This window comes from Ferranicluibacter rubi, assembly GCF_011603255.1.
Lineage (GTDB): Bacteria > Pseudomonadota > Alphaproteobacteria > Rhizobiales > Rhizobiaceae > Ferranicluibacter > Ferranicluibacter rubi.
This window is the reverse complement of record NZ_JAANCM010000022.1, coordinates 24,583-39,485: the sequence shown is the minus strand read 5'-3', so window position 1 is coordinate 39,485 and position 14,903 is coordinate 24,583. Positions and strand designations below refer to the sequence as shown.

Annotated in this window: 12 protein-coding genes; 7 read left to right on the top strand and 5 right to left on the bottom strand. The window is 62.8% G+C overall.

Going from position 1 to position 14,903, the window contains the following annotated elements; genetic code table 11:
* The coding region (locus tag G8E10_RS26190) for a hypothetical protein (protein WP_281517803.1) at positions 1–414 on the top strand (414 nt) is incomplete at its 5' end.
* Between the two features lie 193 nt (positions 415–607).
* Here G8E10_RS26190 and minE read toward each other — a convergent pair.
* From minE to minC, 3 genes are read right to left on the bottom strand one after another with little or no spacing between them, the layout of a single operon-like run.
* Positions 608–868: a cell division topological specificity factor MinE gene (gene minE, locus G8E10_RS24745; protein WP_092937262.1), complete on the bottom strand. Its 261-nt coding sequence runs from the start codon at positions 866–868 to the stop codon at positions 608–610.
* On the bottom strand, positions 865–1,680 hold the full coding sequence (minD, locus tag G8E10_RS24740) for a septum site-determining protein MinD (protein ID WP_110729294.1): 816 nt from the start codon (positions 1,678–1,680) through the stop codon (positions 865–867). Before minD ends, minE begins: the two co-directional genes overlap by 4 nt.
* A 29-nt stretch (positions 1,681–1,709) precedes the next feature.
* Complete coding sequence (minC, locus tag G8E10_RS24735) at positions 1,710–2,456, bottom strand: septum site-determining protein MinC (protein WP_110801489.1); 747 nt, start codon at positions 2,454–2,456, stop codon at positions 1,710–1,712.
* A 209-nt stretch (positions 2,457–2,665) separates the two neighbouring features.
* Between minC and G8E10_RS24730 the strand changes: the two genes are divergently transcribed.
* Positions 2,666–3,757 carry an ROK family protein gene (locus G8E10_RS24730; protein WP_110801490.1) on the top strand — a complete coding sequence of 364 codons (1,092 nt, stop codon included), beginning with the start codon at positions 2,666–2,668 and terminating at the stop codon, positions 3,755–3,757.
* 92 nt (positions 3,758–3,849) lie between these two features.
* The gene (gene yghX / locus G8E10_RS24725) at positions 3,850–4,737 is read left to right on the top strand and encodes a YghX family hydrolase (RefSeq protein WP_110801491.1); all 888 of its coding nucleotides are present in this window, start codon (positions 3,850–3,852) and stop codon (positions 4,735–4,737) included.
* Between the two features lie 33 nt (positions 4,738–4,770).
* Here the strand turns inward: yghX and G8E10_RS24720 are convergent, their stop codons facing one another.
* Together G8E10_RS24720 and G8E10_RS24715 are read right to left on the bottom strand one after the other, a co-directional pair.
* Complete coding sequence (locus G8E10_RS24720; protein WP_110801492.1) at positions 4,771–6,501, bottom strand: ABC transporter ATP-binding protein; 1,731 nt, start codon at positions 6,499–6,501, stop codon at positions 4,771–4,773.
* Positions 6,502–6,739: 238 nt separating this feature from the next.
* Positions 6,740–8,872, bottom strand: a complete 2,133-nt coding sequence (locus tag G8E10_RS24715) for a TonB-dependent hemoglobin/transferrin/lactoferrin family receptor (RefSeq protein WP_343289882.1) — start codon at positions 8,870–8,872, stop codon at positions 6,740–6,742.
* 408 nt (positions 8,873–9,280) lie between these two features.
* Between G8E10_RS24715 and G8E10_RS24710 the strand changes: the two genes are divergently transcribed.
* Genes G8E10_RS24710 through G8E10_RS24695 form a run of 4 tightly spaced genes read left to right on the top strand, consistent with a single transcriptional unit; the run spans position 9,281 to position 14,729 of the window.
* On the top strand, positions 9,281–10,528 hold the full coding sequence (locus tag G8E10_RS24710) for an MFS transporter (RefSeq protein WP_422038645.1): 1,248 nt from the start codon (positions 9,281–9,283) through the stop codon (positions 10,526–10,528).
* 34 nt (positions 10,529–10,562) lie between these two features.
* Positions 10,563–11,240: an ABC transporter ATP-binding protein gene (locus G8E10_RS24705; protein WP_110801494.1), complete on the top strand. Its 678-nt coding sequence runs from the start codon at positions 10,563–10,565 to the stop codon at positions 11,238–11,240.
* Positions 11,240–13,648 carry an ABC transporter permease gene (locus tag G8E10_RS24700; RefSeq protein ID WP_110801714.1) on the top strand — a complete coding sequence of 803 codons (2,409 nt, stop codon included), beginning with the start codon at positions 11,240–11,242 and terminating at the stop codon, positions 13,646–13,648. Before G8E10_RS24705 ends, G8E10_RS24700 begins: the two co-directional genes overlap by 1 nt.
* A gap of 4 nt (positions 13,649–13,652) precedes the next feature.
* The gene (locus tag G8E10_RS24695) at positions 13,653–14,729 is read left to right on the top strand and encodes a lipocalin-like domain-containing protein (protein ID WP_110801495.1); all 1,077 of its coding nucleotides are present in this window, start codon (positions 13,653–13,655) and stop codon (positions 14,727–14,729) included.
* Positions 14,730–14,903: the final 174 nt, after the last annotated feature.

Genomic DNA, 14,903 nt, shown 5'->3' with positions numbered 1-14,903 from the left:
TCAAAACACCGAAAGGCCGAAACCCAACAGCGCCGAGAGCGCTTGTACTTCCATTCCAAAAACGTGACCGTCGAAGTCTATTCCATGAACCATCAAAAGCCCGAAAGCTCTCTCAGATCCGCGCAACGTCCGCCGCCCACGTTTCTCTTTCTCATCTTCAATTGTCAAAAAACAGACAAACCTTACCGGTCCATCACATCGCTGAATGATCAAAGCTTGAAGCCACAATCACCGCAAAATCGTCCAAACAAGAGCCTCAAGCCGTTCTGCCTAAGACCGCCAAGTCGCTACAAAGTCAAGAAACTTCAGAGCGAGTTCGTTGGTCGCCAGCAGCGCCGCCGCCCTCGTTGGTGTGCGGTTTATAGATCCGAGACAGATGGTTCGTCAACAGCACCCGTCCGAAAAACTTCATAAAAGTGACAAGTACCTGTAATATCTATGGAATTCCAACCGGATGCCATTCCAGCCCGTTTCCACAAACAAAAACGACGCCCGCAGCACAGGCTCGGGCGTCGGTCATGGGCGTTGCGCGGGGTAGCGCCTAAAAGCGAAATCGGCGCGGCTGCGATCGTGTCGCGGCCGCGCCGATGGAGGAGCCTTGCTGGTATCAGGCCGCCTGTTTGGTGGCGTCCAGCGGGATCTCGACGTCGATCTCCAGGATCGACATGTGTTCGTCCCGGTCCATCTTCACATGGACCTTGTCGCTGTCGATCTGCACATGCTTGGCGATGACAGCGAGGATTTCCTCGCGCAGGATGGCGACGAGGTCGGAGCCAGCGGCACCGCGTTCATGCGCAAGCAGAACCTGCAGCCGCTCGCGCGCCATCGGCGCGGACCTCTGTTTGGTGAAAAGGCGGAAAATGCTCATGCAGCCCTCCGTGCGAAGATCTTGCCGAACAGGCTGCGCTTTTCACCGGGGATCGTGACCGGCAGGGTTTCGCCTGCAAGACGACGGGCGGCGTCGAAATAGGCCATCGCGGGCGGGCAACGCACGTCTGCGAGTGTGACCGGTGCGCCGATGTTGGAAGCGCGAAGCACATCCATGCTTTCCGGGATGATGCCGAGCAGCGGGATGGACAGGATTTCGAGCACGTCCTCCACCTTCAGCATGTCACCACGCTCGGCGCGGATCGGATCGTAGCGGGTGAGGAGCAGGTGCTTTTCCATACGCTCGCCGTTTTCGGCCTTCAGCGTCTTGGAATCGAGCAGGCCGATAATGCGATCGCTGTCACGGACGGACGAGACTTCCGGATTGGTGACGACGACGGCGACATCCGCATGGCGCATGGCCAGCGTTGCGCCGCGCTCGATACCGGCGGGGCTGTCGCAGATAATCCAGTCGAAGTGCTGCTTCAGTTCGCCGATGACACGCTCGACACCCTCTTCGGTGAGGTTGTCCTTGTCGCGCGTCTGCGACGCGGGCAACAGGAACAGCGTTTCCAGCCGCTTGTCGCGGATCAGCGCTTGCGGCAACTTGGCATCGCCCTGAATGACGTTGATCAGATCGTAGACGACGCGGCGTTCCGCACCCATCACCAGATCGAGATTGCGCAGCCCGACATCGAAATCGACCACGACGACCTTTTCATTCCTCTGAGCCAGGGCGGCACCGAGGGCGGCCGTGGACGTGGTCTTGCCGACCCCACCCTTGCCTGACGTAACGACGATGACTTTCCCCATCTTGCTCTCCTGTTTTGGCCGTATCCGGCTCACTTGAGTTTCTCTGCCATGATCGCATCGTCCTCCAGCCACAGCTGGACGGGTTGTCCGCGGAGACCAGGGGCCATGTCTTCGGCCATTTTGTAGACGCCATCGATCGCGACCAGTTCGGCCTCGAGCTTCCGGCAGAAGATTCGTGCGCTGGCGTTGCCGACGGCGCCCGCCATGGCGCGGCCGCGCAGTGCGCCGTAAATATGGATCGACCCACCCGCGATGATCTCGGCACCCGAGGCCACGGAACCGACGACGGTGACGTCGCCTTCCGTAAAGACGACGGATTGCCCGGACCTGACCGGTTCGCGGATGACGAGCGACTGGAGCGCCGGGCGGGGTTCTTCCGCACGGACCTCACCGGCCTCACTCGCCATATCGTCCGTCGTCCCGGCTTCGGCCGGATCGCTGGTCGTGACCTCGAAGTCGGACGCCGGACGCCCACCCTTCAGCGCCGGGGGCATTCCGGGCGCGATCGCGGAGGGACGCGCGCCTTCGATGCCCATGATGCTGACATTGCGGCGGGTCAGTTCATCGACCAGTTCCTTCAGCTGGGTCCGGTCGAGCTTCAGGTCGGCGACGTCCAGAACGGCTGGGCGGCCGAAGAAGAAGCCGGCGGAGCGCGCAGCGAGGTCGTCCAGCCGAATCAGCCACGCATCAAGCGGCAGGTCCGGAGAGAGAACGACCGCGAGAAAGGAGCGGCCCTTGATACGGATCGAGCGGGCGTCTGTTGGCACTTTGTTCATCTAGGTTAAGGATTCGTTTACAATATGTATCGCTATGACGGTTAACGAAAGGTTAACAGGAACGGCCTTGCCCAAGGCTTGCGAAACGGTCGAAAGCGGCTGTTTCCATCCCATTTCAGGGGTTTCGTTGATGCGGGCGGAGCCTAGCGGGAACATCCGCGGCAGCGATACGTTGCGACCGCACCTGCAAATGAAGGGATCGATGATTGATGGCTACGTCAAAGACTGCGACACAGGATCAGGCCACCGGCCCCCTGACAAATGGAGCCCTCGACTTACCAGCCCTCATCATCGACGATTACAACATCGAGATTCGCGACAAGGACGGCTTCATCGGCGACAAGGCGACGAAGGGCGAGTTCCGTGAGAAGCTGCATCGCTGGCGAAAGGTGATGCGGGAGGTCGGCATCGACCCGATCGGCAAGGTTGCCACAGCCGATCTTCCCAAGCGCGATATCGATGCGCTGCTCAAGGGCAAGGACGCGCAGGCGGCCGCGCTGGTGTGGAGTGCGATCGAGGACTTTTCACAGGAATTCGCCAATGTGGTCACGCGCTTCCTGAAGCAGAAGCATTGGGCCGGCACCGAGCGGATCGTGGTCGGGGGCGGCTTTCGTCAGAGCCGCTCCGGCGAACTTGCCATTGCCCGTACGGAGATGCTGCTTGCCGAGCGCGACGTGCACGTCCATCTGGTCCCGGTCGTTCACCACCCTGATGATGCCGGGCTGATCGGTTCGGTACACCTGATGCCGGCATGGATGCTGAAGGGGCACAAGGCGATCTTCGCCGTCGATATCGGCGGCACGAACATTCGCGCCGGTGTCGTCGACCTCGGCAAGGCAAAGAGCGACGACAAGCATTATCTGGAAGAGGCGGCTGTCTGGCAGTCGGAGATCTGGCGGCATTCGGATGATCGTCCGAGCCGCAGTGTGGCCGTCGAGCGTCTGATCGCGATGCTGAAAGATCTGATCGCACGCGCCGAGAAGGAGAAGCTGGCGCCAGCGCCGCTGATCGGTATCGGTTGCCCGGGCATCATTCAGGCGGACGGCTCGATCGAGCGCGGCGGGCAGAATTTGCCAGGCGGCAATTGGGAAAGTGACATCTTCAATCTGCCGGCAGCGATCAAGAAGGCCATTCCCGAGATCGGCGGGCATGAGACCTTCGTGATGATGCACAATGATGCCGTCGTTCAGGGGCTGTCGCAGATCCCCTTCATGCACGACGTATCCAAATGGGCCGTGCTGACCATCGGCACCGGCCTTGGCAACGCCCATTTCGTCAACAAGGCGAAGACCCAAGCTTAAGTGCTAAACCCGTCGTTGCCGAACTTGTGAAGCGACGTTCTTCCCGTTCCGCTCTACCTTTGGCGGCAACAGGATGAGAGGGAGACTTTTCCATGACGCGTCTGACGGCCAAGGATTTCGATCCGGAACTGCTGGAACTCTACGATTATTATGCGCATGGAAAGATCTCCAAGCGTGAGTTTCTCGACAGGGCGGGCAAGTTTGCAATCGGCGGACTGACGGCTGCGGCCATCCTCTCCTCTATGAGCCCGGACTACGCACTGGCGCAGCAGGTTGCCTTTACCGATCCCGAAATCGTTGCAGAGTATATTACCTACCCCTCCCCCAAGGGGCATGGAGAGGTTCGCGGCTATCTCGTGCGGCCGGTCAAAGCGCAGGGCGAGGTTCCGGCCGTCGTGGTCGTGCATGAAAACCGCGGCCTCAACCCTTACATCGAAGACGTCGCCCGCCGTGTGGCGAAGGCCGGCTTCATCGCCTTGGCACCCGATGGTCTCAGCTCCGTCGGCGGCTATCCGGGTAATGACGAGAAAGGGCGCGAACTGCAGAAGAGCGTCGATCCGACGAAGCTGATGAACGATTTCTTTGCCGCCGTCGAGTTCATGATGGCGCACGACGCTGCGACCGGGAAAGTCGGCATAACCGGTTTCTGCTATGGCGGTGGTGTTTCCAATGCGACAGCCGTTGCCTATCCGGAACTGGCCGCCGCCGTGCCCTTCTATGGCCGCCAGCCGAAGGCCGAGGACGTACCGCGCATCAAGGCGCCGTTGCTCCTGCACTATGGCGAGCTGGACAAAGGGGTCAATGAGGGCTGGCCGGCCTACGAGGCTGCCCTGAAAGCGGCAGGCACGACCTATGAGGCCCACATCTATCCCGGCGCCAACCACGGCTTCCACAACGACTCGACGCCGCGCTATGACGAGGCTGCGGCCAAGCTTGCCTGGGACCGGACGATCGCCTGGTTTAATCGGTATCTGGCGTAGGACGAGGCTGACGACTGATTACGATGCTGATTCTCAGGCGCCCTCGGCAGACGGCGCCTGAAGACGGCGGTAGCGACTGTCGGGCATCGCAAGCAGGTCGGCATGCGTGCCCTGTTCGGCAATCCGTCCATCCTCCACCACCATGATCCGGTCGGCATTGGCGATCGTCGCCAGCCGATGAGCGATCACGAGGGTCGTGCGCCCTTCCGCAAGCTCGCTGAGGGACTGCTGGATGGCGCGCTCGGTTTCCGTATCAAGCGCCGACGTCGCTTCGTCGAGAATGAGGATCGGCGGGTTCTTGAGGAAGATGCGCGCGATCGCGAGCCGCTGCTTCTGCCCGCCGGACAACTTGACACCGCGTTCGCCGATGACCGTATCCAACCCCTCCGGCAACGCCGCGATGACCGCGTCGAGACGCGCGCGCCGGGCGGCCGCGAGGATGTCCGTCTCGGAGGCCCAGAGGCGCCCATAGGCGATATTCTCACGGATCGTTCCGGCAAAGAGGAAGACGTCCTGCTGGACGATACCTATGTTGGAGCGCAGCGATCGCAGCGTCATGTCGCGAATGTCGATGCCGTCGATGGTGATCGTCCCCTCGGTGACGTCGTAGAACCGCGGAAGCAGCGAGCAGATGGTGGTTTTGCCCGCGCCTGACGGCCCGACGAAGGCCACGGTCTCGCCTGCGCGCACCGAGAGGTCGAGATCGCGCAGGATCGGACGGCCCCCCTGGTAGCCGAAGCCGGCACCGCGATAGACGATATCGCCCCTCAGACGATCGACCGGCACCGCATCGGCGCGATCGGCGATGTCAGGTTCGGTCTGCAGGAACTGCTGGTAGCGCTGGAAGCCGGCAATGCCCTTCGGATAGGTCTCTATGACGGAGTTGATCTTGTCGATCGGCCGGAAGAACACGCCGACGAGGAGCAGGAAGCCGACGAAGCCGCCGGCCGTGAGTTCACCGCGCACGACGAACCAGGCGCCAGCCAGCATCACCGCCACCTGCACGAGGCGCATCGAGAGATAGGAGAGCGAGGTCGATGCGGCCATGAACTTGTAGGCTTCGAGCTTGGTGCGCTGGTAACCGGCATTGTTCTGCGCGAACAGCGCGCGCTCATGATCCTCGTTGGCGAAGGCCTGGACGACGCGGATGCCGCCGACATTCTCCTCGATGCGCGCGTTGAATTCGGCAACCTTGCCGTAGAGCGCATGCGAGTTGACCGTCATCCGCGTTCCATAGCGCGTGGTGACGAAAGCGGCGAGCGGCACGATGAGCGCGGTGATCAAAGCAAGCGGCACATGCACGAACATCATCAGGATGAAGGCGCCGACGAGCGTCATGACCGCGATGAAGACGTCCTCGGGGCCGTGATGCGCGACCTCGCCGATCTCATCGAGATCCTTCGTCAGCCGCGCGACGAGATGGCCGGTCTTCTGGTTGTCGAAATAGCCGAAGGACAGCTTCTGCAGATGGTCGAACGCCTTGCGCCGCATCTCCGTCTCGATGCGAATGCCGAGCATATGCCCCCAATAGGTCACCACGACCTGAAGGCCGGCATTGACGACATAGATGATGAGCAAGCCGAGGCCGGCGAGACCGATCAGGCCGAACTGGTTGGTCGGCAGCAGCCGGTCGATGAAGAGTTTGACGGCAAGGGGAAAGACCAGTTCGAGCAGGCCGGCCGTGATCGCGCAGGAGAAATCCAGCAGGAACAGGCGGCGGTGCGGGCGGTAGTAGGCGGCAAACCGCCTGAGAAGATCATTCATGCCGTGGCTCTTGATATGCGTGTGGCTGCATCGGCAGAACGCCGATGCAGCCTTCTACCGCATGTCGCCCGAAAGTCTGCAGCGGTTTTACGAGACCGTCATGCATGGCGCCAGAGGTCTAAAGCAAGTACGTCACAGGCTGAAAGCGACATGCGGGCAAGCTGGTGGGCTTGTCCGCATGTCCCTCTCCCTTGTGTCATCGCAGGCACGCCGGAGAGAATGTAAGCGAACCTTAGGCTCAGAACTTCTGCGTTAAGGAAATCTTGAAGTAGCGCCCGGCTTCCGTATAGAGCTCGGAGGCGTTGACGATATTCTTGACCTCGAGAGCGTCGAAATAGGTCTTGTCGAACAGATTGTAGATGCCGCCCTGGATGCGCAGGCCCTTGGTCTGTTCCGGCTCCCACCAGCCTGTGAGGTTGACGATGCCGTAGCCGCCGGGGCGGGTCGAGGCGATGGAATCGTCGTCCACGGCAGCCGCGGTGACGAGGCTGAGATCCGTTCCCCAGAACTCGGTGTTGTAGCCGACGCCGACGATCGCCTTTAGCGGTGCAACGGATGCGAGCAGTTCATCCGTGTCGAGATCGGTGCCACGGGCATAGGCCAGCGAGCCATGGAGGTCGATACCGGACGAGAAGGTCTTCTGCGCGCGGGCCTCGATGCCGGAAATCCGGACGCGGTCGCGGTTAAAGTATTCGATGCTCCCGACGCGATAGCCTGCCTCGGGCGTCGTTTCGAAATCGATGAAATTCTTGTAGCGCGTGGTATAGGCCGCAATCCGCCCGCCGAAATCCTCGTCGCCGAAGTTTGCACCCGCTTCGAAGCCGTAGCTCGTTTCAGGGTCGAGATCCGGATTGCCGATCTGCCGGTAAAGCGGCGCATTGTCATAGTTGCTGTAGAGTTGCGAGACGTTCGGCGCCTTGAAACCGGTGGTGACCTGCGCGAACAGTTCGACATCCGAATGGACCTGCCAGGCGGCTCGGAGCTTCGGAGAGAGCCGGAAATCGCTCTGGCCCTCGGGAAGATCCGGGCTGTTGCCGATGCTGGTGTAGGTCGAGGTTTCCTGAGGATCGTGGCGGTACCAGTCGAGGCGCAGGCCGGGGGTCAGGGAGACGCCGCTATTGCCGAGCCCGATCTTGTCTTCCGCAAAGAGGCCGACCATCAGGCTGTCGGTATCCGGCATGTCGGAGCGGTTGTTGTGGTAGTTGACGCAGGTCGGCACGAACAGGACGTCGCAACTGTCGTCACCCTTCTGATACTGGCTCGTCTGGGTGAAGTCGATATTGCCGCCGAAGGTGACCTGATGATTGAGCAGGCCGGTATCGAAGCTGGAATTGGCATAGCCGCTTGCGCCATAGGAGCGTGCTTCGTTATCGCTGGAACGCATGTAGTAGCCCCGCGGCGGGGTCAGGCGGATGCCATGCGTGCCTTCGACGCGCTCCGCCCTCTGGAAATAGACGGTCGCAAAGGCGCTGTCGATCCAGCTGTCGCCGCTCGTCGCGTCGAAGAAATAATCGAGCGACAGGCGATCGCGCTTCTTGTCGGAATCCCGGTCGTAGTCATCGGCCTGGTATGTCGAACCCTGCGTCGCGCGCAGGTCCGTGGTCGTGTTCTGGCCGTAATGCTCGGCGGTCATGCCGATCGTGTGTCCACCTTCGAGCGACTGGCGCACCTTGAAGAGGATATTGCGACGGTTGAGATCCATCGGCTCGGCTTCCGTGCGCGTTGCACCGTAACCACCGACATCCCCGCCCGTCTCGTCTTCATGTCCGTATTTGTAGGAGCTCTGGAAGAGCACGGAGGTGTTGTCGAAGCGCTTGGCGACCGCTGCGGCCCCAGTCAGCGAGCGGTCTGAGCCGTCATAGCCGAGCTTGGCGACGCCACCGACCGTCGCACCGTCCGCAATCAGGTCTTCCGGCTCCAGCGTGCGCAGGATAACGGCACCGCCGAGAGCGCCCGAACCCGCACGGCTGGAATCCGCGCCCCGCAGAATATCGACCGTGCCGAGCGATGCGAAATCATAGGTGTCGACGCCGCCCTGGGAGCCGCGCACGCCGTCCGACAGATAAGGCACCGGAATGCCGTCGATCGTCGTCAGGACGCGGTCGGCTTCCAGGCCGCGGATGTTGACGCTCTTCGTGGCGGAGACGAAGCTGACGCCCGGCTCGGTCGTATCGCCAAGATCGTCAAGATCGTCGATGTCTTTCTCGGCGATCTGTTCTGCGGTGGTACGGGTGGCGAGCGGCGTATCCTCCGGAGCCCCCTGCCGCACGCGCTTGCCCTTGACGATGATCGTCGGCAGCGCCGTCTGCTCCTGGGTCGATGCGGTGCCCTGCGCCGGCGGCGTATCCTGCGCGAAGGCAGGCAACGTCATGGGTGCAAACGCCCCGACGACCATAAGGGATGAGCAGGCAAGGAGTACGGACCGCGAGCCCCGGGATACCATGTTGTTTCCTTTCAGCGGACACACGAAAGCCTTTCGCCGCAGGGGTCCCGCGGAGATGACATGACGTGGCCGACACAATGAACTGACAGACGAATGCCTGCCCCCGGACGACAGCTATTAAACATGAGTATTTGTGTCAATATTAAAAATCAGTGTCTGCGAGGATCGCCGTCGAGGCACGGCACCTGCGAAAACCGGTGGCGACATGGACAAGATTGCGGCCGCTTCTAGTTGGTACGGGATACGCATCCGCGAAAGCCGGAGAACGCCAGACATGACGACGAGGGAGGACTGATCGTGGAAAAGACCGTGATCTCGAAAATCACCTGGAGACTGATGCCGTTTCTCGGCATCCTGTACCTGATCGCCTATATCGACCGTCAGAACGTCAGCTATGCCAAGCTCGACATGGTCGGCGCGCTCGGCATGAGCGAATATGCCTACGGCCTCGGCGCCTCCCTGTTCTTCATCGGCTACTTCCTGTTCGAGGTCCCGAGCAACCTGTTCCTAGAGCGATTCGGCGCGCGAAAGTGGTTCACCCGCATCCTCGTCACCTGGGGCATGGTCACGGTGGCGCTCGCCTACACGTCCAGCCCAACGATGTTCTACATCCTGCGGTTTCTGCTCGGCGTCTGCGAGGCCGGCTTCTTCCCGGGCGTGCTCTACCTGTTGACGCTCTGGTTTCCGTCGTCCTACCGCGCCCGCATGGTCGGCCTGTTCATGATCTTCAGCGCCATCGCCAATGCCATCGGCGCGCCGCTCGGCGGCATCCTGCTCGATCTCGACGGCATGCTTGGCTATGCCGGCTGGGAATGGGTCTTCATCGCGACCGGCATCCCCGCCATCATCGCCGGCATCGTCACGCTGTTCTACCTCGTCGACCGCCCGGAGAAGGCGAACTTCCTTTCTGTCGAGGAAAAGGCGTGGCTGCGCGATACGCTGGCGGCAGAGAATGCCGGGATCGACGACCACGCCGGTAACGGCTTTAAGGCGCTGATCAATCCTCAGGTGCTGCTGATGGCGCTCTGCTACATCGGTTTTCCGCTCGCAGCCTACGGCCTCAGCTACTGGCTGCCGACCATCGTGCGGGAGTTCGGCGTCAGCAACACGGTCAACGGCTTCATCAACATCATCCCATGGCTGCTCGTCGCCATCTCGCTCTGGGCGGTGCCGGCAATGGCCGACAAGGCCTCTTCCAAGACGCCCTACATCGTCATTCCCGCCTTCGTCGGCGCGGCCTGCCTCGTCCTCTCCGCCGTCGTTCCCAATCACACGCTGCAGTTTACTTTCCTCTGCATCGCCGCCGCCGGCATCTTCTCCGGCCAGCCGGTCTTCTGGAGCCTGCCGTCCCGCTTCCTGAAGGGTGCTGGCGCTGCCGCAGGGCTTGCTGCGATCAATTCGGTCGGCAACCTTGGCGGGTTCATCGCGCAGAACGTCGTCCCGTGGATCAAGGACGCGACCGGCAGCACCATCGCGCCGATGTTCTTCCTCGCGGCATGCCTGACCGCCGCCGGACTGCTCGTTATCATGACCGCGCGGATCACGGCCCGGCGGACCGCCAGAGACAGAACGAGCCTCGCATGAACAGAACCGTGCCAAGCCCCTTGATCGGACATTCATGCTCGTCGTCCTAGAAGATGTGTCGAAGAGCTACCGGACGGCGGAAGGACCGCTTACCGTCTTGCAGGGCATCGACCTCTCGCTCGATTCCGGTCAGAGCGTGGCGCTGACCGGTGAATCCGGCAGCGGCAAAAGCACGCTCCTCCATCTGGTCGCCGGGCTCGATCATCCCGACCATGGCCGAATCATCGTCGATGGGCAGGAGATCGGCGGGCTCGACGACAAAGGGCGTGCTGCCCTCCGCCGATCGACGGTGGGGATGGTCTTTCAGCAGTTCAACCTTATTCCCTCGCTGACCGTTGCAGCGAACCTGGCCTTTCACGCGCGCCTCGCCGGGCGTTTCGATGCGGCTTGGCAGCAGGCGTTGACCGCAAGGCTCGGGCTTGAACAACTGTTGGCCCGGTATCCCGAGCAACTGTCCGGCGGCCAGCAGCAGCGCGTCGCCATCGGGCGGACGCTGGCCGCGCGGCCGAAACTGGTGCTGGCGGACGAGCCGACCGGAAATCTGGACGAAGCCACGGGGGACGCTGTGATGGCGCTGATGCTGTCGCTCGTCGCGGAAACCGGATCGTCGCTGCTGATGGTCACACACTCCCATCGCCTCGCAGGACAACTCGATCGTCGCATCCATCTGCGCTCAGGCCGCATCGACCAGTCAGTGGAACGGCCCGCATGATGCGCCGCACGGCGATGAGCGCGCTCCTGTCGCACTGGCGCCGACGGCCCCTTCAGCTGGTCATGCTGCTCCTCGGCCTGTCGCTGGCGACCGCCCTCTGGTCCGGCGTGCAAGCCATCAACGCGGAAGCGCGCGCAAGCTATGATCGCGCCGCCGCAACGCTCGGGCAGGACCGTCTTGACCGGATCGTCAGCGGCACCGGGGCGCCCATCGCGCAATCCGAGTTCATCGCACTTCGCCGCGCCGGCTGGCTTGTCTCCCCTGTGATCGAGGGAACACTCCGTCTCGGGCCGACACGCCTGCACCTCATCGGCATCGATCCTTTGACCATGCCGGCCGAGGGGATGGCGGGAGATATCGGTGCAACAAACGATCTCCTCGCCTTCCTCACGCCACCCGGCCTTCTCTATGTTTCCGCGGAAACGGCGGAGAGACTTTCCGGACAATCCCTGCCACCGCTCAAGGTCTCCGCGTCGCTCCTTGCCGGCATCGGCATGACCGATATCGGCACCGCGCAGCAGCTTCTCGGCAAGCCGGGTGAGATCAGCCAGCTGATCGTAGCGCGCGGACAGCGGCAGGGCCTGCCCCCGGTCGAGCAGATCGCTCCGGGCCTGGTCGCCAAGGCGCCGGACGCGCAGGGCGATCTTGCGCGCCTGACCGACAGCTTTCACCTCAACCTCACCGCCTTCGGATTCCTCGCCTTCGCCGTCGGCCTCTTTATCGTCTATTCCGCCATCGGCCTCGCCTTCGAGCAGCGTCGTGCGACCTTTCGCACGCTCCGCTCGCTCGGCCTGCCGGCAACGACGCTGACCGGCCTGCTTCTTGCAGAACTGGTCGGGTTCTCGATCATCGCCGGTATCGCAGGCGTTCTGCTCGGCTATCTCGTGGGGTCGGTCCTTCTGCCCGGTGTCGCCGCAACCTTGCAAGGGCTCTACGGCGCCAGCGTTCCCGGCACCCTTACGCTGCGGCCGCAATGGTGGGCGTCCGGGCTCGCGATCGCACTTTTCGGAACGCTGGCTGCGGCAGCACAGAGCCTCTGGCGGGTCTGGCGCATGCCGCTTCTGGCACCGGCTCAGCCGCGGGCCTGGGCTCGCGCCTCGGAGTCCGGGCTTCGCCTGCAGGCGGCAGCGGCCATTGGGCTGTTTGTGGCGACAATCGCTCTTGCAGTTTTCGGCTCCGGGCTCGTCGTCGGCTTCTCGGTACTCGGCGGCTTGCTTCTCGGTGCCGCACTGCTGCTGCCGGTGCTCCTTGCCCTGTTCCTCGCCCTCATGCAGCGCCTGACCAGGCGGCCGATTGCCGAATGGTTCTGGGCAGATACGCGCCAGCAACTTCCGGGCCTGTCGCTCGCCCTGATGGCGCTGCTCCTCGCGCTCTCCGCCAATATCGGCGTGGGAACCATGGTTTCGAGCTTCCGGCTGACTTTTACCGGCTGGCTCGACCAGAGGCTGGCCGCAGAACTCTACGTGACCGCGCGCGACGAGGCCCAGGCAGCGGATCTGCGCACTTGGCTCACCGGCCGGGTGGATGCGGCCCTGCCGATCTGGAGCGTTTCCGGCGAGGTGCGCGGCGCGCCTGCAGAGATCTTCGGCGTTGCCGACGATCCGACCTACCGCGGCAACTGGCCCCTTCTCGCACGCGCACCGGACACGTGGGATCGCGTGGCGACGGGGACGGGTGCGCTGATCAACGAGCAATTGTCGCGCCGCGATGGCTTGGTGATCGGCGACAGCCTGATGCTTCCCGGCGGCTGGACGACGACGGTTACCGGCGTCTACTCTGACTATGGCAACCCCCTCCCCCAGGTGATGATCGGTATCGATGCGCTGACGACGCACTACCCGGATGTTGCGCGCCTGCGCTACGGTCTGCGCCTGCCGTCCGACAATGTCGGGGCGCTTTCTGAGGCGCTGCGCGAGCGGTTCGACCTACCGCCGGAAAACCTCGTCGATCAGGCGAGCCTCAAACGGCGCTCGCTCGACATCTTCGAACAGACCTTTTCGGTCACCGCCGCGCTCAACATCCTCACCCTCGGCGTCGCCGGCCTCGCCATGTTTGCGAGCCTCATGACGCTCTCGACCATGCGCCTGCCGCAGCTCGCGCCAATCTGGGCCATGGGTCTGACGCGCCGGCAGCTCATCCTTCTGGAGCTTGCCCGGACCCTTGTCCTCGCCGCGATCACGCTTCTGGCGGCCCTTCCCGTCGGGCTCGGGCTGGCCTGGGTGCTGCTGTCCGTCGTCAACGTCGAGGCTTTCGGCTGGCAGCTTCCGATGCACATCTTTCCCGCCGACTGGGTGCGTCTCGCAGCACTCGCGCTCGCCGCAAGCCTGCTTTCGGCCTTCATCCCCCTGCGCCAGCTTGCAGCGATCTCGCCTTCGGACCTTCTGAAAGTCTTTGCCAATGAACGGTAGGCCCATGACCGCTCGAACCGTCATTTCGTTCCTGATGGCTCTTCTGCTCGGCCTTTGCCCGCCGATCGCCGCAGTGGCTCAGGGATTCGCAGGGCTCGGCACGACGGCGGAAGGCTTTGCCGTGCCACAGCCCGGCAAAGCCTTCGCCTTCCCAAGCGACCATGGCGCACATCCCGACTTCCGCATCGAGTGGTGGTACATCACCGCCAATCTGACCGGCGCCGACGGCAAGGCCTATGGCGTGCAGTGGACCCTCTTCCGCTCGGCCCTGCAGCCGGGTGAGCGCGAGGGCTGGAGCAGCCCGCAGATCTGGATGGGACATGCGGCGGTGACGACGCCGGAGCGGCATTTCGTGTCCGAGCGCCTTGCCCGCGGTGGCATCGGGCAGGCCGGCGTGACGGCGGAACCATTCGATGCCTGGATCGACGACTGGCGGATGCAGGCGGCGGCTCCGGTGGCCGGACGCGATGCAGTGGCGGATGTGACGCTGAAGGCTGCGGGACAGGATTTCAGCTACGCGCTCAACCTCACGGCGGAGGGCCCGATCGTCCGTCAGGGGCAGGAGGGCTACTCGGTCAAGTCGGCGGCCGGGCAGGCGAGCTATTATTACTCCCAACCGTTTTATGACGTGCGTGGCACGCTCTCCCTCCCCGGCGGCGATGTCGCAGTCACCGGACAGGCCTGGCTCGATCGCGAATGGTCCTCGCAGCCACTCGCTGCCGACCAGACCGGCTGGGACTGGTTTTCCCTGCATCTCGACAGCGGCGAGAAGCTGATGGGCTTTCGCCTGCGCGACAGCGGAGCCGGCTACACCTCGGCCACCTGGATTGCGGCCGACGGCACCCCCTCCCCGCTTCCGCCCGGCGCTCTCTCCGTATCGCCGGTGAGTACAGCAGAGGTCGCCGGACGAACGGTGCCCGTCGGCTGGCACCTGACCCTTCCCGCCCGCGGTCTCGACATCACCACGACGGCCATCAACCCGCATGCGTGGATGGCGACCCGCACCCCCTATTGGGAGGGTCCGATCACCTTTGGCGGAAGCCATGCCGGACGTGGATATCTCGAAATGACGGGATATTGATGCGCTGATGAAGTGATGGCGACAACAGAGCATCGTCCGGAGCGGTATTAACGCTGAATTGACCGCATCGTCCCACGAATAGGATTAGACGTTTCAAAACGTAAGAGATAAATTTGCAGACAACGAACGCAGCGATTTCAGTCGAAAACAGAGCAGAGCCGGATTTTCGTTCTC